General features: G+C 32.2%; 21 protein-coding genes. 16 read left to right on the forward strand and 5 right to left on the reverse strand.

Annotation, left to right across the window (positions count from 1 at the left end; genetic code table 11):
- The first annotated feature begins 143 nt into the window (after positions 1-143).
- The 4 genes from ACQVV1_RS01835 (at position 144) to ACQVV1_RS01850 (ending at position 3766) form a co-directional block, all read left to right on the forward strand.
- A complete protein-coding gene (locus ACQVV1_RS01835; RefSeq protein WP_242253321.1) occupies positions 144-311 on the forward strand; it encodes a hypothetical protein in 168 nt (55 codons plus the stop codon).
- 375 nt (positions 312-686) lie between these two features.
- Positions 687-1316, forward strand: coding sequence for a class I SAM-dependent methyltransferase (locus ACQVV1_RS01840; protein ID WP_242253323.1), 630 nt, complete (start codon positions 687-689; stop codon positions 1314-1316).
- A 281-nt stretch (positions 1317-1597) separates the two neighbouring features.
- Positions 1598-3079: a UDP-N-acetylmuramoyl-L-alanyl-D-glutamate--2,6-diaminopimelate ligase gene (locus ACQVV1_RS01845; RefSeq protein ID WP_242253325.1), complete on the forward strand. Its 1482-nt coding sequence runs from the start codon at positions 1598-1600 to the stop codon at positions 3077-3079.
- Positions 3080-3133: 54 nt separating this feature from the next.
- Complete coding sequence (locus tag ACQVV1_RS01850) at positions 3134-3766, forward strand: type 1 glutamine amidotransferase family protein (RefSeq protein ID WP_431168520.1); 633 nt, start codon at positions 3134-3136, stop codon at positions 3764-3766.
- 146 nt (positions 3767-3912) lie between these two features.
- Here ACQVV1_RS01850 and ACQVV1_RS01855 read toward each other — a convergent pair whose 3' ends face one another.
- Positions 3913-4614 carry a class I SAM-dependent methyltransferase gene (locus ACQVV1_RS01855; RefSeq protein ID WP_431168521.1) on the reverse strand — a complete coding sequence of 234 codons (702 nt, stop codon included), beginning with the start codon at positions 4612-4614 and terminating at the stop codon, positions 3913-3915.
- A 224-nt stretch (positions 4615-4838) separates the two neighbouring features.
- On the opposite strand from ACQVV1_RS01855, the gene ACQVV1_RS01860 reads away from it, so the two are divergent.
- Entirely contained in the window at positions 4839-5009 is a 171-nt protein-coding gene (locus ACQVV1_RS01860; protein ID WP_000551042.1) for a DUF2197 domain-containing protein, read from the forward strand.
- 119 nt (positions 5010-5128) lie between these two features.
- On the opposite strand, the gene ACQVV1_RS01865 is transcribed toward ACQVV1_RS01860, so the two are convergent.
- A complete protein-coding gene (locus ACQVV1_RS01865; protein WP_431168522.1) occupies positions 5129-5557 on the reverse strand; it encodes a cell wall hydrolase in 429 nt (142 codons plus the stop codon).
- Positions 5558-5713: 156 nt separating this feature from the next.
- On the opposite strand from ACQVV1_RS01865, the gene ACQVV1_RS01870 reads away from it, so the two are divergent.
- The 3 genes from ACQVV1_RS01870 to ACQVV1_RS01880 all read left to right on the forward strand — a co-directional run bounded on the left by ACQVV1_RS01870 (position 5714) and on the right by ACQVV1_RS01880 (position 8441).
- The gene (locus ACQVV1_RS01870) at positions 5714-6628 is read left to right on the forward strand and encodes an acetamidase/formamidase family protein (protein WP_242253330.1); all 915 of its coding nucleotides are present in this window, start codon (positions 5714-5716) and stop codon (positions 6626-6628) included.
- Positions 6629-6753: 125 nt separating this feature from the next.
- Positions 6754-7461 carry a response regulator transcription factor gene (locus tag ACQVV1_RS01875; protein WP_242253331.1) on the forward strand — a complete coding sequence of 236 codons (708 nt, stop codon included), beginning with the start codon at positions 6754-6756 and terminating at the stop codon, positions 7459-7461.
- The gene (locus ACQVV1_RS01880) at positions 7458-8441 is read left to right on the forward strand and encodes a sensor histidine kinase (protein WP_431168523.1); all 984 of its coding nucleotides are present in this window, start codon (positions 7458-7460) and stop codon (positions 8439-8441) included. The genes ACQVV1_RS01875 and ACQVV1_RS01880 overlap by 4 nt, the downstream gene beginning before the upstream one ends.
- 322 nt (positions 8442-8763) lie before the next feature.
- Here the strand turns inward: ACQVV1_RS01880 and ACQVV1_RS01885 are convergent, their stop codons facing one another.
- Positions 8764-9390: a DUF6518 family protein gene (locus ACQVV1_RS01885; RefSeq protein WP_242253333.1), complete on the reverse strand. Its 627-nt coding sequence runs from the start codon at positions 9388-9390 to the stop codon at positions 8764-8766.
- A gap of 367 nt (positions 9391-9757) precedes the next feature.
- On the opposite strand from ACQVV1_RS01885, the gene ACQVV1_RS01890 reads away from it, so the two are divergent.
- Complete coding sequence (locus ACQVV1_RS01890; RefSeq protein ID WP_431168524.1) at positions 9758-10657, forward strand: LysR substrate-binding domain-containing protein; 900 nt, start codon at positions 9758-9760, stop codon at positions 10655-10657.
- 79 nt (positions 10658-10736) lie between these two features.
- Here ACQVV1_RS01890 and ACQVV1_RS01895 read toward each other — a convergent pair whose 3' ends face one another.
- Positions 10737-11726: an aldo/keto reductase family protein gene (locus tag ACQVV1_RS01895; RefSeq protein WP_242253334.1), complete on the reverse strand. Its 990-nt coding sequence runs from the start codon at positions 11724-11726 to the stop codon at positions 10737-10739.
- A gap of 515 nt (positions 11727-12241) precedes the next feature.
- Here ACQVV1_RS01895 and abc-f point away from each other — a divergent pair.
- The 6 genes from abc-f (at position 12242) to ACQVV1_RS01925 (ending at position 19096) form a co-directional block, all read left to right on the forward strand.
- Positions 12242-13870, forward strand: a complete 1629-nt coding sequence (gene abc-f, locus ACQVV1_RS01900) for a ribosomal protection-like ABC-F family protein (protein WP_242253335.1) — start codon at positions 12242-12244, stop codon at positions 13868-13870.
- Between the two features lie 20 nt (positions 13871-13890).
- Entirely contained in the window at positions 13891-14484 is a 594-nt protein-coding gene (locus ACQVV1_RS01905) for a GNAT family N-acetyltransferase (RefSeq protein WP_242253336.1), read from the forward strand.
- Positions 14485-14868: 384 nt separating this feature from the next.
- Positions 14869-15411, forward strand: coding sequence for a DUF3267 domain-containing protein (locus tag ACQVV1_RS01910; protein WP_431168525.1), 543 nt, complete (start codon positions 14869-14871; stop codon positions 15409-15411).
- 274 nt (positions 15412-15685) lie between these two features.
- On the forward strand, positions 15686-16456 hold the full coding sequence (locus tag ACQVV1_RS01915) for an ABC transporter ATP-binding protein (protein ID WP_242253337.1): 771 nt from the start codon (positions 15686-15688) through the stop codon (positions 16454-16456).
- Positions 16431-18356: an ABC transporter permease gene (locus tag ACQVV1_RS01920; protein ID WP_431168526.1), complete on the forward strand. Its 1926-nt coding sequence runs from the start codon at positions 16431-16433 to the stop codon at positions 18354-18356. The genes ACQVV1_RS01915 and ACQVV1_RS01920 overlap by 26 nt, the downstream gene beginning before the upstream one ends.
- Positions 18357-18424: 68 nt before the next feature.
- Entirely contained in the window at positions 18425-19096 is a 672-nt protein-coding gene (locus ACQVV1_RS01925) for a lipoprotein BA_5634 family protein (protein WP_242253559.1), read from the forward strand.
- A 76-nt stretch (positions 19097-19172) separates the two neighbouring features.
- Here ACQVV1_RS01925 and ACQVV1_RS01930 read toward each other — a convergent pair whose 3' ends face one another.
- Entirely contained in the window at positions 19173-19514 is a 342-nt protein-coding gene (locus ACQVV1_RS01930; RefSeq protein ID WP_431168527.1) for a DUF3914 domain-containing protein, read from the reverse strand.
- Positions 19515-19791: 277 nt separating this feature from the next.
- Here ACQVV1_RS01930 and ACQVV1_RS01935 point away from each other — a divergent pair, with 277 nt between their 5' ends.
- A complete protein-coding gene (locus ACQVV1_RS01935; protein WP_431168528.1) occupies positions 19792-21033 on the forward strand; it encodes an esterase/lipase family protein in 1242 nt (413 codons plus the stop codon).
- The last annotated feature ends 17 nt before the right edge of the window (positions 21034-21050 follow it).

A 21050-nucleotide genomic window follows, 5' to 3' on the forward strand; every position in this document is an offset into this window, starting at 1 on the left:
ACGGGGATTTTTTAATAGGTACAACGGGTTGTGAAAACAGAGAATGGTTTTTGCTCTTTCATTATGTACAAACAGTATATTATCTTTCTCAATGTACATATTAAGTAAAATGTTTAATATCAAACATAAAAAGGGGGGATAATATGAATGAAAATAAGAAAAATGAAGAATTGATTAAATTTAAAAAACAATGGTTTAATGAAGATAATCAACCAGTAGCTGGTATAGAGTTAGCTTTACCACCGGATATAGGCAGCATGTTAGACTCGAAATCAGTTGATGATGAAAGTGAAAAAATTAATAATGAATAAGTTTAATCTATACGCATCCATTCGGGTGCTTTTTATTTTTTGAAAATAGAAGATGGATCATCAAATCCTTATTGAAAAAAGATTGAGCTAAATAGATCTATTTTCAGTATATATAAGTTTTGATTTTCACAAAAAAGTTTAATTAAAATTCATTTAGAATGATAAAGGGTTAATAAAAAAGAGTGGCTTTTACACCAATCTTTATATTAGATATATGCTTATTATTATGCTATATTCAATGGAGCTACGATGACTAAGGTAAGTGGTATAAATAGAAGAAAAACTATATAGCAACAACACTATATAACAACAGCACAAAAAACTTGTCTTTAATTTGATACTAAAATGGATTGAAAATAAGGAGATAGAAATATAATGGAATTTTGGGAATCAAGCTTTATTGAGAAACAAACGATGTGGGGATTTGAACCTACAGAATCTGCAATTTTGACAAAGGATTTTTTTATAGAAAAGAACGTTAAGGACATATTAGTTCCAGGTATTGGATATGGAAGAAACGCAAAGGTGTTTATCGATAATGATATAAATGTAACAGGTATTGAAATTTCAAAAACAGCTATTGATTTAGCGAAACAAAACGGATTAGAAGATATTAGTATATATCACAGCTCGGTAAACGAAATGCCTTTTGATAATAAATCTTATGATGGGATATTTAGTCATGCTCTTCTTCATTTGTTGAATGAGCAGGAAAGAGAGAAATTTATTAAAGATTGTTATAATCAGTTAATACCAGGCGGGTATATGGTTTTTACAACAGTTTCTAAAAAAGCTCCAATGTACGGAAAAGGAAAACAGTTGGAGCAAGACTATTATGAGATAATGGAAGGCGTAAAAATGTTCTTCTATGATTCTGAATCTATAAAACAAGGTTTTGAAAAATATGGATTAGTACAAGTTTCGGAAATTGATGAACCAAATAAAAACATGGCAAATAAACCTTCAATTAATTTCTTAATGATAAAATGTATGAAAGAACTATAACTAAAAGTTATTAAAAATTATTAAAGATGTTTATATATTGATTATGCACAAATAAAAAGGACAAGCATATAATATAAATACCTTTTAACTTTAAGTAACCTTAACTTTCGTTAATAGGGTATCTCAAAATCCCCAAAAAGAGCACTTGCGGAAACAAGTGCTCTTTTATTTTTTGTTTATGTAAGATGATTAAATTTTGTTCGACTGAAATGTAATTTTAAACCACTATTTTGTATAAAGTGGTAAAATGAATGAGGGGAATGTGTAAGGAGGCGGGGAGTTTGAAATTAAAAGAGCTGGCGAATTTGTTATTGATTAAAGAAACTATTGGCGATATGAATGTAGAAATTACGGGATTAGAAATGGATTCTAGAAAGATAACTAATGGAAATCTATTTATATGTGTATCAGGTATCGATGGTTTTCTTGAAGATCGACATCAATTTGTTGAAGATGCAGTGAAAAATGGCGCTGTGGCGCTAATTGTAGAAAGAGATGTAAATATTGAAATACCTAAAATAATTGTTAAAGATGCAAGGTACGCTATGGCAGTTATTGCTTCACACTTCTATAGTTATCCATCTAATAAAATGAATCTAATTGGAATTACAGGAACAAATGGCAAAACGACTACTTCTTATTTACTTGAAAAGATTTTAACAGACTATGGATTTCAAACAGGGCTTATGGGGAATAACGGAGTCAAAGTCGGTTCGAAATGGTATCCTACTGATATTAATACGCAAGAACCACCGACACTTCAGCGGAATTTGAAAATGATGAAAGATCAAAATGTAAATTGTTGTGTTATGGAAGTTACATCACAAGGTTTACATATGGAGAGAGTTAAAGGGTGTAACTTTAAAATAGCTGTTTTCACAAATTTAACACAAGATCATTTGGATTATCATGGAACATTTGATGAATATAAACATGTGAAAGGTCTGCTTTTTTCAAGACTAGGAAATGATTTTTCTACTACGAATAAAAAAATTGCTATTTTGAATGCAGACGATCCATCGGTAGAATACTTTAAAAACATTACTTCAGCTGAGGTTATTACTTATGGGGTACATAATGGAGCGAATGTTCAAGCGAAGAGCATAACTTTAAGCTCAAAAGGAATTCGATTTTTAGTTTCATCCTTTAATGGAGAAATAGAAGTTAACCTAAATCTAGTAGGACGTTTTAATGTATATAATGCATTAGCAGCAATAACTGCTGCATTGGCTGAAGGTATTCCGCTTAAAAACATTAGTGAAAGCTTATCTAACTTAAAGAGCATTGAAGGTAGAATGGAAATCATAGACGAAAATCAAGATTACCTTGTAATAGTGGACTATGCTCATACACCGGATGCGTTAGAAAATGTTCTTTCTACAATTAGCGAGTTTTCAAAAGGGAAAATTATTACTGTTTTCGGTTGCGGTGGAAATAGGGATGTAAAAAAACGATCTATAATGGGTGAAATTGCTGGCAGTTATAGCGATTTTGTTTTTATTACTTCTGACAATCCCCGTTCGGAAGATCCGCAGGCAATAATGAAAGATATTGAAATAGGATTTTTACAGAATAATAATTTGAATTATAAAGTAGAAGTAGATCGTGAACTAGCTATAAAACGCGCAATAAAAATGGCGTCTTCTAATGATATTGTTTTAATTGCGGGTAAGGGACATGAAACGTATCAAATTTTAAAAGATACAACAATTCATTTTGATGATAAAGAAAAAGCTCGACAAGCAATTATAAATAATAGATAGCTTATCTTTTAGAAAAGATGGGATCAGATAAAGTTGTGAATGGAGTGTTATTGAATGCAAACAAGAAAAGCTTATTTATATGTATTTGATACGGTGTCCGATTGGGAATACGGATATTTAATTGCCGAACTAAATACAGGAAGATATTTTAAAAAGGGAGTAGCACCTTTTAAAGTAGTTACAGTAGGAATAAATAAAGAAATGGTTATATCAATGGGCGGATTGAACGTAAAACCAGATATTTCTTTAGATGAATGTGCATTTGAGAGTAACGATCTATTAATTTTACCTGGAGGGAACACTTGGGGTGAAGATATACATAAACCCATTTTGCAAAAAGTTGATGAGGCTTTAAAGGTTGGTGTAATTGTGGCCGCAATTTGTGGTGCAACAGTAGGCCTTGCAAATTACGGATATTTAGATTCTAGAAAGCATACAAGTAATAGTTTAGATTATATGAAAAGGGTTTGTCCTACTTATAAAGGAGAAAATTTATATGACATGGGACCTGTAGCGTCTAGTGAAAATCTTATTACTGCCTCTGGAGTAGCTCCTTTGGAATTTGCGATGGAAGTACTGAAAAAATTAGATGTATTTGCACCGGATACACTCCATGCATGGTATGAATTAAATAAGACACATGAACCTGAACATTTTTTCCAATTAATGAATTCATTAAATAGTTAAGTAGCTTTGTATGAACACTAATAAAAACCATGCTTCTTATGATATTGAAGCATGGTTTTTATATTTTGTTTAATATATATATTAAGTTGCAAATCTTGTACAATAAAAATGAATCTAAGGGAAAGAGTCACATCTTTATAATACGATTATTTCTGAACGACAAACGTAATAGCATTTGTTTTTAATTGAATGTGTCTTTCGTTTCGGACTATATCATAAGCTAATTCTTTTATTTCAACTTTTATTTTTTGCCATTCCTTATAAATACTTTTTAATAAATCTATCATATCATCAGTAGGAAGGTTAATTTCAATTAAAGCATCTAATTCTTCAGTCGTATGTAAGTCAATTTCTTGTATGTTTGAGTTAATAATTAAACAATTGATACCACCGGTTTTTGTACCTTTTTTCATAGAATGGAGCACGCATGTTAAATCTTCTATTGATTTAACATGCTCTAAACTTGATACTGCAACTATATAATCATAAGTATTAGGTTGGATGTAGTAGTTTTCAATTGCTGCTTGTTCTGTTTTAATATTATTAATTAAACCATATTTTTTACTATAAGTTTGTAATTTTGTTAAAGCAGAATCAAGTAAATCGACACATGTAACAGTGCCGCTAGTATTTTGTATCTTTTGTGCAATTGGGATGCTATTTCTTCCAACGCCAGAGCCGAGGTCAAGTATTTGCAAGTTGTTTTGTCCTTCAAAGTGATCCATTAAGTCCATAACTGTATTAACCGGTTTGTAAAGCCAAGAACCAGTTTCAAATAGTTTATATTGTTCATAGCAAAGGTCATGATATTTCTTTTCTTCTTGTCTTATGTAATTAATACGATTCATACTGTTTCAACCCCAATACTTTCATTGTAACTGGATCCTTCAGTTAAACTTTCGTTAGCATCAATCACTAATTTTAAATTGTTGAAAAAGATGTACACCTCACTTTCAATGCTATTTACATAATTCGATAATAATTTAGATAAACCTTTTATTAATAATATACGGATATGGGAAAGAAGCCTTCTCAAGTAACTTGATAAAAGGTTATAAATCCGAGGAGGAAAATGCATATGATGTTTTATGAAATTGTTTGCTTTTCTTGTAAAAATATATTTCGCGTTTATGAAGGTAGTGAAAAATATAAGCGATTTAAAGAGAAACCAAAAGGGGCATATTGTTGTGATGAGTGTAGCCACAAAATTCAATTAGAAGCGATAAAGAATTTTTTTAGGTAATTATATGATTTTAATTTAGAAAAGCGTATCGAAAAATCCATCACATTATTAGATTTCTAAAACACAGTTAAAAGCAACGCAAGTACCCAAAGTTCTAAGCACTTGCGTTGAAAATTTTACTACCGTGAATACAATTTCGGGCATTCATCGCCAGTAGGTTCATAAAAACAATGGCTTTTAAACTGTCCTACAAACGGCTGATTATACCATTCAGGTGGGCAAGCCCCAACTGGACGGAAATACCAAAGAGCCCATCGTGCAGGCCAGCGCCATTCTCCTTGTAAAACTTTTCTTGCGATTTCTTTTTCTGATTCTCGAGCGCGCTGATAAAAACATCCGTATTGCACGGCTTCGAATCCACCGGGGCTTTGATATACTGCATCACGTACAGACCGAATTTGTTTAAAATCTAAGCAATCACAAAATACACGGTTTACGACAACGCAACCAACCAGTTGTTCACCTTGTCGACCTTCTCCTTCAGCTTCAGCACGAATTAAACGAGCTAGTAAATCGACATCGCTTTCGTTATATGGAATAAGGGGCATAGTGATACCACCTTTCTTTACCTGTTATAGTAAGGAGTGTATGTATTAAAATAAGCTAGGTGCTTTTCTATATGTAAATTCATTGATTTTTAAAAGGAGCTTTTATGAAAAAAGCTAATTAATAATTGTAGACCAATATAAAAGGGGAGAGATAAAATGTATCGAATTCATAAAGATCATATTATTTACGCAATGTCGCCGGAAAATAAGCCGTGTATGGAAGTAGAAATTGGGAGTCGTCTTGTATTTGAAACATTTGATTGCTTTGAAAATCAAATTGATTCTGAAGATGTTGCGTTTCAAGAGTTAGATTGGAATCGAATTAATCCAGCGACTGGACCTGTATATATTAAAGGTGCAGAACCTGGTGATATATTAGTTGTAACGATTGAAAAGATTCAAATTGCAGAGCAAGGTGTTTTAACTACAGGTGCGAATCTTGGTGTAATGGGTGGAGAGCTACATGAAAATACAGTGAAAATCGTCCCAATACATAATGAACATGTTTTGTTTTCAAATGAACTGCAAATACCGATTAATCCAATGATCGGTGTAATTGGTACTGCGCCGAAAGAAGAGAGCATTTCATGTGGCACACCGCATGATCACGGCGGGAATATGGATTGTAAAGAGATAAAAGAAGGGGCAACTTTACTATTACCTGTAAATGTTCCCGGTGCTCTATTAGCATTAGGAGATTTACACGCAGCGATGGGTGATGGTGAAATTGGTGTTAGCGGGGTAGAGGTTGCGGGTGAGGTAACTGTAACAGTACAGACTATAAAAGGAAAGAAATGGCCTTTACCAATGGTTATTCAAAAAGAAAAAATAATGGCGATTGCTTCAGAGAAATTGTTAGATGATGCAGCGAATCGAGCTGTACGTAATATGGTAACATTTTTACATGAAGAATTTGAAATGCCTAAAGCTGATGCAACTCTTTTATTATCAGCAGCAGGAGATTTAAAAGTTTGTCAGGTTGTTGATCCGTTGAAAACAGCACGGATGGAAGTAGGTATGGGATATGTGGAGAAGCTAGGTTTTAATTGGAGTAAATTTAATATTAAATAAGAATAATAGAAGAAGGATGCTGTTGTATAAAAGTATCCTTTTTTCATTTACGGATTTTGTGAAAAGAGGTAGTATTTATTTTGTATAAGTATATTTGAGATTGTGGATTAAAAAGGAGTTCAATAATGGTCAAAATTATGATTGTAGAAGACGATATGAAAATTGCAGAACTATTATCAACACATGTTGCAAAATACGGGTATCAAGGAATTATTGTATCGGATTTTCAAAATGTATTAGACATTTTTTTAGAAGAACAACCAGAGCTAGTTTTATTAGATATTAATTTGCCGAGTTTTGATGGATACTATTGGTGTCGTCAAATTCGTGGGGTTTCTACATGTCCGATATTATTTATTTCAGCCCGTGAAGGCACGATGGATCAAGTTATGGCGCTAGAAAACGGTGGTGATGATTTTATTTCAAAGCCTTTTCATTATGAAGTGGTAATGGCTAAAATTCGAAGTCATTTAAGACGTGCTTACGGAGATTATGCACCGAAAGTAGAAGAACGGATGGTTGAGCAACAAGGACTATGTTTATATCCCGAAAGGCTTGTATTGAGGCTTAAGAATCAAGAGATTGATATAACGAGAAACGAAGCTATTTTATTAGAAACGTTAATGAAAAATTATCCGCGCATTGTGAGTAGAGAGGTGTTATTAAATAAATTATGGGATAGCGAATCCTATGTTGATGATAATACATTAAGTGTAAATACAACACGTGTGCGAAAAAAGTTAAAAACGTTACAGATTAAGGATGCGATTGAAACGATTCGTAGTGTTGGTTATAGACTACATATTACTTGGGATACTGGTATGGAAAAATGATAAGATTGTTTATTCGTGATCATATACCTCTTATTTGTTTTACAGCAATCCAACTACTATCCATATTTCTCGTATATTGGTTTGATGGGCATAAGCATATCGCGACGGCATTGTATGCAATGTTTTTAGGTGCCTTTTTTATGGTAGGCTATTTAGTATTTCGTTACTTTACTCATCGCACTTTCTATGAACGATTAGCAAACCCGATGCAATCTTTAGATGAATCTGTTCAAAAATCTGATTTTGCAGCTGTGTCGACTGCTCTTCAAGAACTACTTGAGATGCAATATCGCCATTATCAAAATCAGCTTCAGATGCAAGAGAGAAAAAATAATGATCATTTAACCTTTATGAATCAGTGGATTCATCAAATGAAAACACCTGTATCTGTAATAGAATTAATCACACAAGATGAAGTCGATCCTCGTTTTGAAAGTATAAATGAGGAAACAGATAGGCTGAAAAAGGGGTTAGAGATGGCTCTGCATGTCGCACGTTTAGAAGCATTTACACAAGATTTTTATGTGGAAAGAGTGCAACTACATAAAATAGTAAATGATTCCGTACATGAACATAAACGATTCTTTATCCGGAACTTTGTATATCCTGAGCTTAAAATTGAGAAGGATATTACAGTAGAAAGTGATGCGAAATGGTTACAATTTTTAATTGGACAACTACTATCAAATGCAATTAAATATTCATCAGGTAATAGAGAGAAGATTAAAGTGAAAGCTTGTAAGGAAGGTAATACAGTTATACTTGAAATTGCCGATAATGGCGTAGGGATACCGAAGCAAGATTTACCAAGAGTGTTTAAACCTTTCTTTACAGGAGAAAACGGTAGAGATTTTAAAGAATCAACTGGAATGGGGCTATATCTTGTATATGAAATTACGAAACAATTAGGTCACAGTGTAGAAATCCATTCAGAAGTTGGTAAAGGTACCGTTGTACGAATTAAATTTTTAAATGTGTAAAAATGATTCAGGCTAAAGAACTTGAAATATAAGTTTTTTAGCCTTATTTTATAGTCATTATTTGCAATGGTAAAAAGTCATATTGGTATATATAATAACACACTAATAAATACAGCTGTTAAATTAGAAGGGTTTAATAATAGGCTGATAAATAAATAGTTTTTGTAAGAAAAAAGCCACCCCCTTTGAAAGTGGTAGCTTTATGTATCCATCCTATGATTGAGCGTATTAACATTGATCAGTATAATGTTCGAATTCGCGGTATGTTTTGTGGATTATAAAAGAATTAATCTTTTATTTTTTTCATGATTCAGTATTGTAATTAAGTAAACAAACTTAATACTTTATATCCAATTAAACCTAAAATAATGATCGGAATCACCATTAAAAAAGAAGAAATTCGATTAGCATTAGAGCGCTCTAATACAAGAATCAAAATAATCCCGACTATGACTTCGGTATATCCAACAGGTAACATGTGACTATAGTCTTCAAAATTTAAAAGAATGTGAAGTCCATCCGTTACAAAAACTCCACTAATAAGCGCACTTCCGAATTTATGAAGTGGATTTGTAGTATCTTTCCATAGAAAACCTGCAATTCCAAAGATAGTTCCTCCTATACATGCACATACAATCCATACAGATATAAAATAAATAGAGTGAGCTACATTTTTAATAACTATTGCATAACCATAGTAGCCTAATACCATACCGAGTAGTGCGAGGATACCAGAAAGTATAGCTGTACGCTTAGAATAACTAAAGCTAGCCACAAAAAAGGATGGAACTAACCAAACGCTTCCTAGATTAGCTAATGAATGCCAATGTCCTGGAAGTATACCTTGCCCCAATTTAGTTAGTATACCAACAATTATCCCTACTATAATCGGGATGAGAAAAATCCTTAAAAACATATTTAACCTTGTGATTTTTAATGTCCTGTCCATAAAATCAATCCTTACATTTATATTTTCTGCAAACATATAATAGCTTATTATAGGGGTATAATCAATAAAAATTTATCGAAAAACAATAAGTGGTTATTGGATAACGAATAACATTTTGTTTTTATAATTAGGTGAATAAAATATCAAGAACTCGTTACTCAACCAAATGGTAAATCAAATAATATATGCAAGTAATGAAATTGCCCAAAACATGTAATTCAACATAGTATAAATCACTCGTATTTTTATGAATTGATTTATGATAAAAAAGAAACGAAAAGGGATTGATATAGTTTCCTCTTGTTTTTATTTACAATTTATTAGAAGGAGGGCTTTTTTACTAGTTGTGAATGTTAGGGGGATTGTAATGGATATTCGAAAAATGAAATATTTCATAACAGTGGCAGAAGAATTAAACTTTAGTCGTGCGGCAGAACGTCTTATGATGGCACAACCGCCTTTAAGTCAAGAAATTCGAAAGTTGGAAGAAGAATTAGGTGTTCAGCTTCTTCATAGGACAAAAAGGGTGGTTGAACTTACCGGTGCGGGGAAAATCTTTTTAGAAGGTGCTCGGCAAACGTTACTTCAAGTAGATAGAACCATTAAAGAAACACAGCTCGCGGATGAAGGGAAGATCGGGCATTTAATCATTGGTTTTGTCGACTCTACAGAAACAGTTATAGACATATTAAAAACATTTCGAGAACGATTTCCTAAAATACAGCTTATATTACGCGAGATGACAACAGACCAGCAAATAAAAGCGCTCTATGAAAAACAAATTCACATTGGATTTATTCGTTCTATGCAAAATAATGAAATATTATCTTCCGAAGTTTGTTCTGAGGAGCGCTTAAAATTGGTTTTACATCATGATCATCCGTTAGTTTCGTTACCTAATATTTCAATTAAAGCACTAGTGGATGAACCATTTGTTTTATTTCCTCGCCATTTCGGTACAAATTTTTATGATTTAATTATTAGTTACTTTTGGGAACATGGAGTAAGTCTAAATATTGTTCAAGAGGCGATTCAAATGCAAACGATTGTGAATTTAGTTGCAGCAGGTATGGGGATTTCTGTCGTTCCGTCATCTGTGGAAAGTTATAAAAAATCGGGAGTTATATATAAAGAAATTCAAGAGAACACACCAATAATAAATTTATATGCCGGATGGAGGCAAGATGAAAAGTCTGTCGTGTTAGAGAACTTCTTAGCAGTTGTTAGAGAGGTTTATTCGACTTCACAATGTGAACTTAAAAGATAAAAGCCCATCTTCATAGGATGGGCAGTGGGGAATTTGGAAAGGGAAGCTTCATAGTATATAGGTAGAACTTACTCATGTTTCAACCTGTTTTGCTAGGATCATACTCAGCGAAACCTTTTAGTACACTATCAATCTTATCCATAATTTCAGGTTGTAATGTAACATTAGAAGCAATTACGTTTTCTCTTATTTGTTCCGGATTTGAAGCGCCAATAATTGCAGATGAAACAGCTGGATTTTGTAATACCCAAGCAACTGCGAGTTGAGATAGGGTAAGGTTAATTTCTTGCGCGATAGGTTTAATTTCCTGGATAGCGGTAAGCACATCATCACTCATCCAACGTTGCACGAGTTTGTCAAAAAACGGTTTTCCAGCATCTGAGTTAGCACGAGATTGATTCGGTAATGGTTTACCAGGTTGATATTTTCCTGTGAGAATACCTTGTGCGAGTGGGGACCATACGATTTGGCCAAGTCCCTCACGTTGACATGTTGGAATCACATCAGTTTCAATAACTCGCCATAACATCGAATATTGAGGTTGGCTAGCAATAAGAGGGATTTTCAATTCTCGTGCAAGTGTTGCTCCGCGGGTGATTTGTTCCGATGTCCATTCACTTACACCTAAATAAAGGACTTTACCTTGTCTTACAAGATCTGAGAAAGCTAACATTGTTTCTTCAAGAGGAGTTGTTGTATCGAATCGGTGTGCATAATAGACATCAATGTAGTCTGTATGTAGTCGTTGTAACGATGCATTACAATTTTCTATAATATGTTTTCGTGATAAACCTCGATCGTTTTTTCCAGGTCCGGTCGGATGGCATACTTTTGTACAAAGTTCTATACTCTCTCGGCGTATGCCCTTCAAAGATCGGCCGAGTACTTCTTCGGCTATCGTGTCTGAATAAACATCAGCAGTATCGAACGTTGTAATTCCGACATCTAGTGCGGCTTTTACACAATCATTTGCAGTATCTTCATTTACTTTTCCACCATGGTTTATCCAGTTCCCATATGCAATCTTGCTTACTGTTAATCCACTGTGTCCTAGTTTGCTAAATTCCATTGTAGAATCCCTCCTAAAAAATGATAACTTTATTATAAGAACTGAAATGTAGTATGTATAATATATAATTAATCATAAATTTATATAAAAATTATATAAGAGAGGGTGCTTATAATTTTATTACTAGGGAAATCTAAAGGAAGTAGTACAACAAATGTAATTTATGATTGTTTAATATGAAGTTAAGAAATGATAAATAGACCTATAAGAAAGTGATCTTTTTAGCAACACAAATAATTGCATTTACTCATACAGTACTATCATGGTACAATATGGTTATTAATGACGGAAAGGAATGATGGGTGGACGATGATTAACTAATCTTATTTTTAAATGTTGAAATGAAATAAATTTCAATTTATAAAAAATAGGATTAGTCTGCCCAATTCCAAACAACGGTTTTGCTATTTGATTTGCGTAATAGCTTATTTGGGTATAAATAATGTAATGACTAATCCTGCCAAATTTATTTGGGAGGATTTTTTTATTCTCCCTTAACGAAAGGGATCGGTATTATGAAAGAAATTTTAAAATTAAATGATGTTTATGTTGAAATAAAGGAAAATACTTTGTTAGAGAAAATGAATGTGACAGTAAAACAAGGGGATGTTATCGGATTAATCGGTAAAAATGGTGCTGGTAAATCAACGTTACTTCAATTAATAAATGGTAAAATTGAGCCATCAAAAGGCATTGTTGAATGGCAGCAAATGAATATGACAACCGCATATGTAGAACAAGAAATAGAATCTTTTATTAGTAACGATGTGATTGCAAAAGAAGCAGAACTTCTTGCGAAATGGGGCGTGCCAACGAACGATTTTCATACTTTAAGTGGTGGTGAAAAACTGAAAGTTCGGTTAGCAAAAGGATTTTCCGAAAATCCTAATGTCTTAATATTAGACGAACCGACAAACCATTTAGATGAGATGAGTACAGAATTTCTCATTAAGCAAATAAAAAATATGAAAGGTACAGTTATCGTCGTATCGCATGATCGATATTTTTTAGATGTTGTTGCAACTAGAATATGGTCAATTGAGCATAAGAAATTAATTGACCATAGCGGTAATTATACGAGTTATATGAAAGCACGTGAGCATAAAAGAATGACGCAGCAGCGTGAATATGAAAAACAACAAAAAAAGATAGAACAAGTAGAAACTCATATAAAAGAATTAAGTTCATGGTCACAAAAGGCACATGCGCAGTCTACAAAACAAGAAGGGGTTAAAGAATTTTATCGCGTAAAAGCGAAACGCATGGATGCACAAGTGAAGTCAAAACGAAAACGTCTTGAAAAAGAGCTAAAGAAAACGAAGGTAGAACGTGTGAAAGAGGAATATTCAGTTGAATTCTCTATTCAAGCGAGTAAAAAAGTAGGAAAACGCTTTTTAGAAGTAAAGCAATTAAAAAAAGAATTTCATGGAAAAACATTATTTGAAAACGTTAATTTTACAATTCAACATGGTGAGAAGGTTGCGATTGTTGGACCAAATGGTAGCGGGAAAACAACATTACTGAAGATGATTATGGGGGCGGAAACTGCTGAAGGAGAAGTATGGATTTCACCATCAGCAAACATCGGTTATTTAACACAAGAAGTATTTGATTTACCGCTGGAAAAAACACCAGAAGATTTATTTTTCAAAGAGACGTTTGAAGAAAGAGGAAAAGTCCAAAATTTAATGAAACATTTAGGATTCCAAGCCTCTCAGTGGAAAGAGCCGATTGAACATATGAGTATGGGGGAACGAGTGAAGTGTAAGTTAATGTCTTATATTTTAGATGAAAAAGATGTACTCATTTTGGATGAGCCGACGAATCATCTTGATCTGCCTTCACGTGAACAACTTGAAAATACATTAGCTGAGTATAACGGAACACTCGTTATCGTTTCTCACGATCGATATTTTCTGGAGAAAATAACTAATACAAAACTTGTGTTTTTAAATAAAACGATACAAAAGCAGCTCGAAGAACCTACGAAAACAAGAGATGAAATTGAAGAGCTACGTTTAACGTTAGAAACAGAGAGACAAGAAGTATTAGGTAAATTAAGCTTTTTAACTTCTAAAGACAAAGAATATAAAGAACTGGATGAACGGTTTATGGAACTTACGAAGCAGATTAAGGCGCTTTAACGTAAGTAAGGGGGATTAACATGGGAGAAGAGAGTTTGACTAATTTATTTAGAATAGATTGTGGACATATATACCTGCAAGAGTTTACGGTGAAAGATGCAGAGAGTATTTATAAAATAGCAAATCAACCGGAGATAGCAAAGTTTTTACCGGACTGGAAATCAACGAAAGAACAAAGGGTTGATTGGGTTGCAAATTATGAAATACAAGAAAATAAAGCGTTTCTTAATGCAGTGAGAACTACAACTAACATAGATGATCACATATTAAGACTAGGAATATTTAAGAAAACCACAAATGAATTTATTGGATGGTGCTGCACAGGCATGAAAGATGAACTCCCTGCACCGAACAGAGAAATTATGTATGCTATTTCAAGTGAGTATCAAAATAATGGTTATGCTACTAAAGCGACTAAAGGACTGATTGACTATTTGTTTGAAAAAACAAATGTAGATGTTCTTAACGCAATTGCTTTAATTAACAATATAGCATCAAATAAAGTTATTGAAAAATGCGGGTTTATTTATTTGAGTGAACAGGAGATAGAAAATCAACTATATAATCATTATCAATTAAGTAAATCCGAATGGATAAAAAATATTGCTCTGTAAAAGAAATTAAAACGAAATCATAAAAAAGCTTAGAGCTAAAACTCTAAGCTTTTTTACATTCAAATGTATCAGTTAAGCATATTAAAGAGTAGCTTCTGGATAAAGTTGCTTTTTACCAAAAACAGATGCATCAAGTTGTACGTGCGAGAATCATTATATAAGCATCATATCTAAAAAGGTATTTGGAAAATTTTGTAGAATTTGTGTACCTATGAAAACAATAAATTCTTACTCAAATCATCTTACAAATGAATGACTTTAGGCTTTAGTAGAAGAATGTATGGCAAAAGTACAGGCGAGCAAAGATTTGAATTTAAAATTAACGGTTGAGTGTTTGTGGATTACATGTTTTTAAATATGAAATTATTTAAATGAGGGAGGGGAATGTTTATTATAATTTGGTTTCGTCACTTACCACAGATAAGTATGGATTTGTCAGAATGGACTCCTTTTATACAAAATAATTGGCATCGAAAACATTATATGAAGTTTGTATATGTACTTCAAATCATTATTTTTCTAGTACCGTATTATTTTGGAGCAAGTTTTACCCATATTAATATATTCTATCTCATCATCATAGGTATTTTTGTCTTCATCATTCATGAATGTTTACACGTTATTGTTATAAATAAAAAGAGTGATATTAGCTTAACGTGTAGTGGAATATTTTTTTGGCTAAACACAAATGCAATCCTATCCAAAACTAGATTTTGGGTCTTTATGAGCTTGCCTACTATTGTATTATCAGTTGTTCCTTCCATTTTATCGTTCTACGTAACAGGAAATATTAAATCAATCTTATTATTTGTATGTTGGATAAACGCAATAATTTCCTCTTCAGATATATACAATTCATTTTTAATTGCGATTAAACCGAAGAACTCAATTTTTTGTCGAGGTTACTATAAAGTGAAAGAGAATTAAAAGGGTAACTCAAAAACATTTCAACTAAAGGGATTAGTTAAAAATATAACTTTTTTCATTTATATAATAAAGAATTGATATACATTGTATTTCCTGACACTATACAATTATTATAAGATAGTTATGGGTTAATTTTAGTTTAAAAACAGCTATATTGTCAGTTTTTTTAGAAATCTTACAAGCGTGTAAGATAAATGAAAGATGAATCAATATGAGCTATAAGACAATTCATTTACACTCTACTATGAGAAGTGCAAATGAAAGGGGAATATACATGGGAATTTTACATGCAAAAAATATTAGTAAAGTATATAAAGGGAAAGTACCTTATAAAGCATTAGTAGATATTGATTTATCCATTCAAGAAGGCGAATTTGTAGGGATTATGGGGCCATCGGGTAGTGGGAAAACAACGTTATTGAATATGGTATCTACAATTGATTCTCCATCATCGGGAGAAATTTTAATTAATGGCACAAATCCTTTTCGATTATCATCAGAAGAATTAGCGTTATTCCGCAGAAAACAATTAGGATTTGTTTTTCAATCATTTAATCTTCTTAGTACACTTACTGTAAAAGAAAACATCGTATTACCGATGACTTTAGATGGTGTGTCTGTACAAGAAATGAACAAACGAGTGGAAGAAATTGCAGAGAAATTAAATATTACAGATATATTGAGTAAAAGAACGTTTGAAATATCAGGGGGGCAAGCTCAAAGAACGGCAATCGCACGTGCGATTGTCCATAAGCCACAATTATTACTTGCTGACGAACCAACAGGGAATTTAGACTCTAAATCTTCAAATGATGTAATGGAGATGCTTGATACTCTAAATAAAGAAGAAAAAGCGACGATGATGTTAGTTACACATGATCCGTATGCAGCGAGTTTTTGCAACAGGGTTATATTTATTAAAGATGGTCAACTATATAATGAAATCTATTGCGGCGAAAGCAGGCAAGCGTTTTATCAAAAGATTATGGATGTCCTTTCTTTGTTAGGAGGGAAAAGCCATGACTTTTCGTCAGTTCGCATTTAATAATATTTTTCGTAATAAGCGTACATATGCAGGTCATTTTTTAAGTAGTACATTTTCTATTATGATTTTCTTTACGTATGCTCTTTTATTATTTCATCCTGATTTACAAGGAGAATTAAAATCAACAAGTGCAACAATAAGCGCGTATGGTACTATGGGATTTACACTTTCGCAAGGTTTGATTTTTGTATTTTCATTTTTCTTTATTCTATATTCAGTTAGTTCATTTTTAAAAACTCGTAAGAAAGAATTTGGCATATTAATGATGCAAGGTATGTCAATGAAACAGTTTAAGAAATTATTATTAATTGAAAATATGTTGATTGGATTTGGTTCAATTTGTATAGGGATTTTCATCGGACTCATATTTTCTAAACTAGTCTTATTGATAAGCGCAAGTGTATTAATGATTAATAATGGTTTACCTTTTTATACACCAGTGAAGGCTGTATTATTAACAGTTATCACTTTTCTTTTCTTATTTTTAATTGTTTCACTATTTACATTTAAAATGGTAAAAATAACGGAACTTGTGGAACTTATTCGAGCAGAGGAAAAGCCAAAACCTGAACTGAAATCTTCAATTTTATTATCGCTACTTTCTTTAAGTAGTATAGGATATGGATATTTCTCAGTATTTCGCTTCATTTCAAGTTCTAGTTTTACTACGCTTGGAATGGGTGTCCTGCTAGTAATTATAGGAACGTACTTTTTATATACACAGTGTAGCGTTTATATATTACATCTTGCTAAAAGGAGAGAATCTTTCTTTTTAAAGAGAACAAATATATTAACGTTTTCTGAATTAATTTACCGTATGAAAGATAATGCAACGATGTTTTTTATAGTTTCTATTGTTTCAGCAGTTGCATTTACAGCGATTGGTACAACAGCTGCAATTGGAAGTAAAGATTTGGTAAGGATGACAAATCCGTATACATTTTTATATGGGGATTTTGAAAACGAAAAAGCATTAAATAAAAATCTTTCTATTATAAAAAAACAACTTTCTGATGCTAACATTCCATATCGAATGGCTTCAGCTTCATATATATACACAGAAAGTAATGTAATTGTAATGAAGTTAAGTGAATATAACGATCTTGCTAAAGCACTTGGGTATCAACAAGAAACGATTGAAAAAGAGGATGAAATTTTATTAATTCCTGGAGTCGTATCACAAAAACAAGAATTTAAAAATGGCGAGTATAAAAAAAGTATAGAAGTCATTCAAGGTGAATGGACAAAGACATTTCAAGTGAAAAAGGCTGTAGAAAATTTAGTTTTACCACATGATACGAGAAATATATATATCGCTGTTCAAGATCATGTATATGATGAAATACCTATTATTAGTGATCCAGATAATCTTGATATTCCATATCGTACTTACGGATTTGTTGTAGACGATTGGATAAAAACGAAGAGAATTTCAAACGAATTAATTAGTACATTTGCGGAAGAAGAAGGTAGTTTTCAGTTTCGAGCTTTAACTATAGATTTGTTAAGTGCAAAACAAACGAATGGATTATTACTTATGGCAAGTGTTTTAGTCGGAATCGTCTTCTTTACATTTGCTGCTAGTTTTATTTATTTCCGATTATATACGGATTTGAATCGTGATCAACAGCAATATAAAATGATTTCGAAAATGGGATTAAGTAAACGAGAGCTAAAGAAAGTTGTAACGAGACAGTTATTATTAATGTTCTTCTTACCGATTATCATTGCAGTGATACATACTGTAGTTGCTTATATGGCATTACAACAATTAGTCGATTTTTCTATTATGAATAGCTCTATCATAATTTTAATTTCATTTATTTGTATACAAGTTTTATATTTCTTTATAACCCGTTGGCGTTACTTGCAAAAGCTTTATAAGGTTATGGAGCAATAGAGTTTATTAGCTTGTAAGACTATATGAAAGTATGTAAAAAAATCAACTGTATGATGAAAGGAAACGCGATGAAAAGAACTTTAACTATTTTTATGTTAACGATACTACTAATAATAAGTTTTAGTGCATGTTCTAAAAAGGAGAATCTATTTCCTGCAAACGGTATATTAATCATTGGAGATGAAAATAAAATTTCACCAATTATTAATCGTTATCAGGAAATTACGAAAGTAAATGAAGTGTTTTCTGTGAAAACAGGTATTTATGGAAACGGACACGTATTAATTTTAAATGAATCTACAGCACAAGCATTGATTAAAGCTAAAGTTTTTCGTGAACGAGACAATGGCTCTAATTATATACCTGTAAATACGTTACCGAAATTCCCAAAAGGGGGTTCGCTACTGTTTGCACAAGACGACGAAAAGACTTTGAAAAGTATTAAACTAGAAGGAAAAGAGATTCCTGTCATATACGATAGTGACGCTTGGATTGGTAACAAACGTATTTATCCAACGCAACGGTATGTGATTGTATCAAAAAACAATGTATATAAGGAAATAAAAGCAAATGAAACAAAATTGCATCTTCTTCAATTTAAAAAATCTATAGGTGATGAAAAACCTAAAATGTCGACAGATAATTCATTGGTTAATGAAAATATCAAAGTAAAAAAGCTAATTAAAGGTTTGGAAGGAGAAGTATCTTTTCAGTTTGTAACGATTGGAGAAAAATCTTAAAAAAGAGTTCGAGGTTGATAGAAACTTTATCAACCTCGAACTCTTTTTAGTTTATAGACCATTTATATAAAATAGATTACAATACTTCATTTAATCGAGTCTCGTTTGTTTCCTCAATTGCATTTGTATTTTGAACCGAATTATTTTGAGCTTCTTTTTCTTTACGAGACTTTTGTAGCATTTCAAGTATGATCCATAATGGAACACCTTTATCTTTTAACATCTTCCATAAATCTAATTCGTTAAATTTATGCTCAGGTTGTTTCATTTCTTTTTCAGATGAACGAATATCGAACTTGATAGGATCATTTACTTTCTTACCTTCAAGTTTAGTAGAAGAGATAGTATTATGCTCAAGAGTAGATGGAGTTATTTTAGTAGGTTGAGATAATGTATGAATGTTTGATCCGATTTGCATGATTTTTCCTCCTTTTCAAGCAATGAAATTAGTTTTCTTATGGTTTTTAAATCTATTTAACATGAGGAAACTATATCTAATTATAAATTCAAATAAACAGATTTACAAGATGTATTGTAAAAAGTAAATGCTTACTTGAATTAATATTTATCAACATTTGTATATGTTTTCTATATATACAACGTATATAAAATACTTTACATTATGTTTAAGTTATTAAAGCAGGCTGTGGATTTTTTAAAAGAAAAATGTAAGCGTTTTATTAGGGGGAGAAAGTATGGGGAAGTTATTTTTAAAAATATGTTTTTTTGCATTAATGACTGTAGGTTTATTCTCAGCGAAAATTATATACGCTGAAGAGGGTCACCAAAATAATTATCCGATCATATTAGTGAATGGATTTGCTGGATGGGGTAGAGAAGAAATGCTTGGCGTAAAGTATTGGGGCGGTGTTCATGATATACAGGAAGATTTAAAAAGAAATGGTTATACTGTACATACCGCAGCTGTTGGACCTGTTTCTAGTAACTGGGACCGTGCATGTGAATTGTATGCCCAAATTAACGGTGGAACAGTAGACTATGGTGCCGCACATGCCGAGAAACATGGACATAATCGTTTTGGCAGAACTTATAGTGGCTTTGCACCGAATTGGAGTGAAACAAATAAAGTTCATTTAGTTGGGCATAGCATGGGTGGACAAACGACTAGAGCATTAGTACAGCTGTTAAAAGAAGGTAGTTTTGAAGAAAAGAATTATGTAAAAAATCACCCGAACACCAAAATATCACCACTATTTGAAGGTGAGAAATCATATGTTCATAGTGTTACAACATTAGCAACCCCTCACAACGGTACAACACTTGCGGATGGTAGTCTTCTGCTATCGTTCGTTAAAGATTTACTCATTACAGCTGCAAGTTTTGGAGGAAACAATAATTTATCGTTATATGATTTCAAATTGGATCAATGGGGTATAAAGAAGAATGCTGGAGAGTCTTTTTTTCAATATACTGATCGCATTATAAATAGTTCACTTTGGAAAAATACAAAAGATATAAGTCAATGGGATTTAAGTACAGATGGTGCAAAGGAGTTAAATAATTGGGTAAAGACGCAATCTGATGTGTATTACTTATCCTATAGTGGACATGCATCACAAGCAGCACCTATAACAGGTTTACATTTACCTCATATAACGATGAATAAAGTGTTAATGGGGAATGCATTTTTCTTAGGTTCTTATGCGAGATATGAAGAAAACCGTCCATTAATTGATACTTCTTGGTGGCAAAATGATGGTGTAGTAAATACAAATTCTATGATTGCACCTTCTTCTAATACTGCTGTAAATAATAATGAATCTTTACAGGTTGGAAAATGGAATCATATCGAAACGAAAGCAAATTGGGACCATCTCGACATGGTAGGATTAAGTGTTTCAGACACGTTAGGTTTTTCTAGCATTCAAGAGTTTTATAGAACAATTGCTGAAAAGCTATCACATTTACCGAAATAGGTAATAATAAAGCGCTC

This window comes from Bacillus basilensis (assembly GCF_050630465.1).
GTDB classification, from domain to species: domain Bacteria; phylum Bacillota; class Bacilli; order Bacillales; family Bacillaceae_G; genus Bacillus_A; species Bacillus_A basilensis.

Bases quoted from the DNA above. Each gene is read 5' to 3' on its own strand.
- ACQVV1_RS01855 (WP_431168521.1), bottom strand. From the start codon at position 4,614: ATGAATCGTATTAATTACATAAGACAAGAAGAAAAGAAATATCATGAC.
- ACQVV1_RS01915 (WP_242253337.1), top strand. From the start codon at position 15,686: ATGGGAATTTTACATGCAAAAAATATTAGTAAAGTATATAAAGGGAAA.
- ACQVV1_RS01835 (WP_242253321.1), top strand. From the start codon at position 144: ATGAATGAAAATAAGAAAAATGAAGAATTGATTAAATTTAAAAAACAA.
- ACQVV1_RS01860 (WP_000551042.1), top strand. From the start codon at position 4,839: ATGCATATGATGTTTTATGAAATTGTTTGCTTTTCTTGTAAAAATATA.
- ACQVV1_RS01910 (WP_431168525.1), top strand. From the start codon at position 14,869: ATGTTTATTATAATTTGGTTTCGTCACTTACCACAGATAAGTATGGAT.
- ACQVV1_RS01890 (WP_431168524.1), top strand. From the start codon at position 9,758: ATGGATATTCGAAAAATGAAATATTTCATAACAGTGGCAGAAGAATTA.
- ACQVV1_RS01920 (WP_431168526.1), top strand. From the start codon at position 16,431: ATGACTTTTCGTCAGTTCGCATTTAATAATATTTTTCGTAATAAGCGT.
- ACQVV1_RS01880 (WP_431168523.1), top strand. From the start codon at position 7,458: ATGATAAGATTGTTTATTCGTGATCATATACCTCTTATTTGTTTTACA.
- ACQVV1_RS01850 (WP_431168520.1), top strand. From the start codon at position 3,134: ATGCAAACAAGAAAAGCTTATTTATATGTATTTGATACGGTGTCCGAT.
- ACQVV1_RS01905 (WP_242253336.1), top strand. From the start codon at position 13,891: ATGGGAGAAGAGAGTTTGACTAATTTATTTAGAATAGATTGTGGACAT.
- ACQVV1_RS01885 (WP_242253333.1), bottom strand. From the start codon at position 9,390: ATGGACAGGACATTAAAAATCACAAGGTTAAATATGTTTTTAAGGATT.
- ACQVV1_RS01935 (WP_431168528.1), top strand. From the start codon at position 19,792: ATGGGGAAGTTATTTTTAAAAATATGTTTTTTTGCATTAATGACTGTA.
- ACQVV1_RS01840 (WP_242253323.1), top strand. From the start codon at position 687: ATGGAATTTTGGGAATCAAGCTTTATTGAGAAACAAACGATGTGGGGA.
- ACQVV1_RS01875 (WP_242253331.1), top strand. From the start codon at position 6,754: ATGGTCAAAATTATGATTGTAGAAGACGATATGAAAATTGCAGAACTA.
- ACQVV1_RS01930 (WP_431168527.1), bottom strand. From the start codon at position 19,514: ATGCAAATCGGATCAAACATTCATACATTATCTCAACCTACTAAAATA.
- abc-f (WP_242253335.1), top strand. From the start codon at position 12,242: ATGAAAGAAATTTTAAAATTAAATGATGTTTATGTTGAAATAAAGGAA.
- ACQVV1_RS01925 (WP_242253559.1), top strand. From the start codon at position 18,425: ATGAAAAGAACTTTAACTATTTTTATGTTAACGATACTACTAATAATA.
- ACQVV1_RS01895 (WP_242253334.1), bottom strand. From the start codon at position 11,726: ATGGAATTTAGCAAACTAGGACACAGTGGATTAACAGTAAGCAAGATT.
- ACQVV1_RS01865 (WP_431168522.1), bottom strand. From the start codon at position 5,557: ATGCCCCTTATTCCATATAACGAAAGCGATGTCGATTTACTAGCTCGT.
- ACQVV1_RS01870 (WP_242253330.1), top strand. From the start codon at position 5,714: ATGTATCGAATTCATAAAGATCATATTATTTACGCAATGTCGCCGGAA.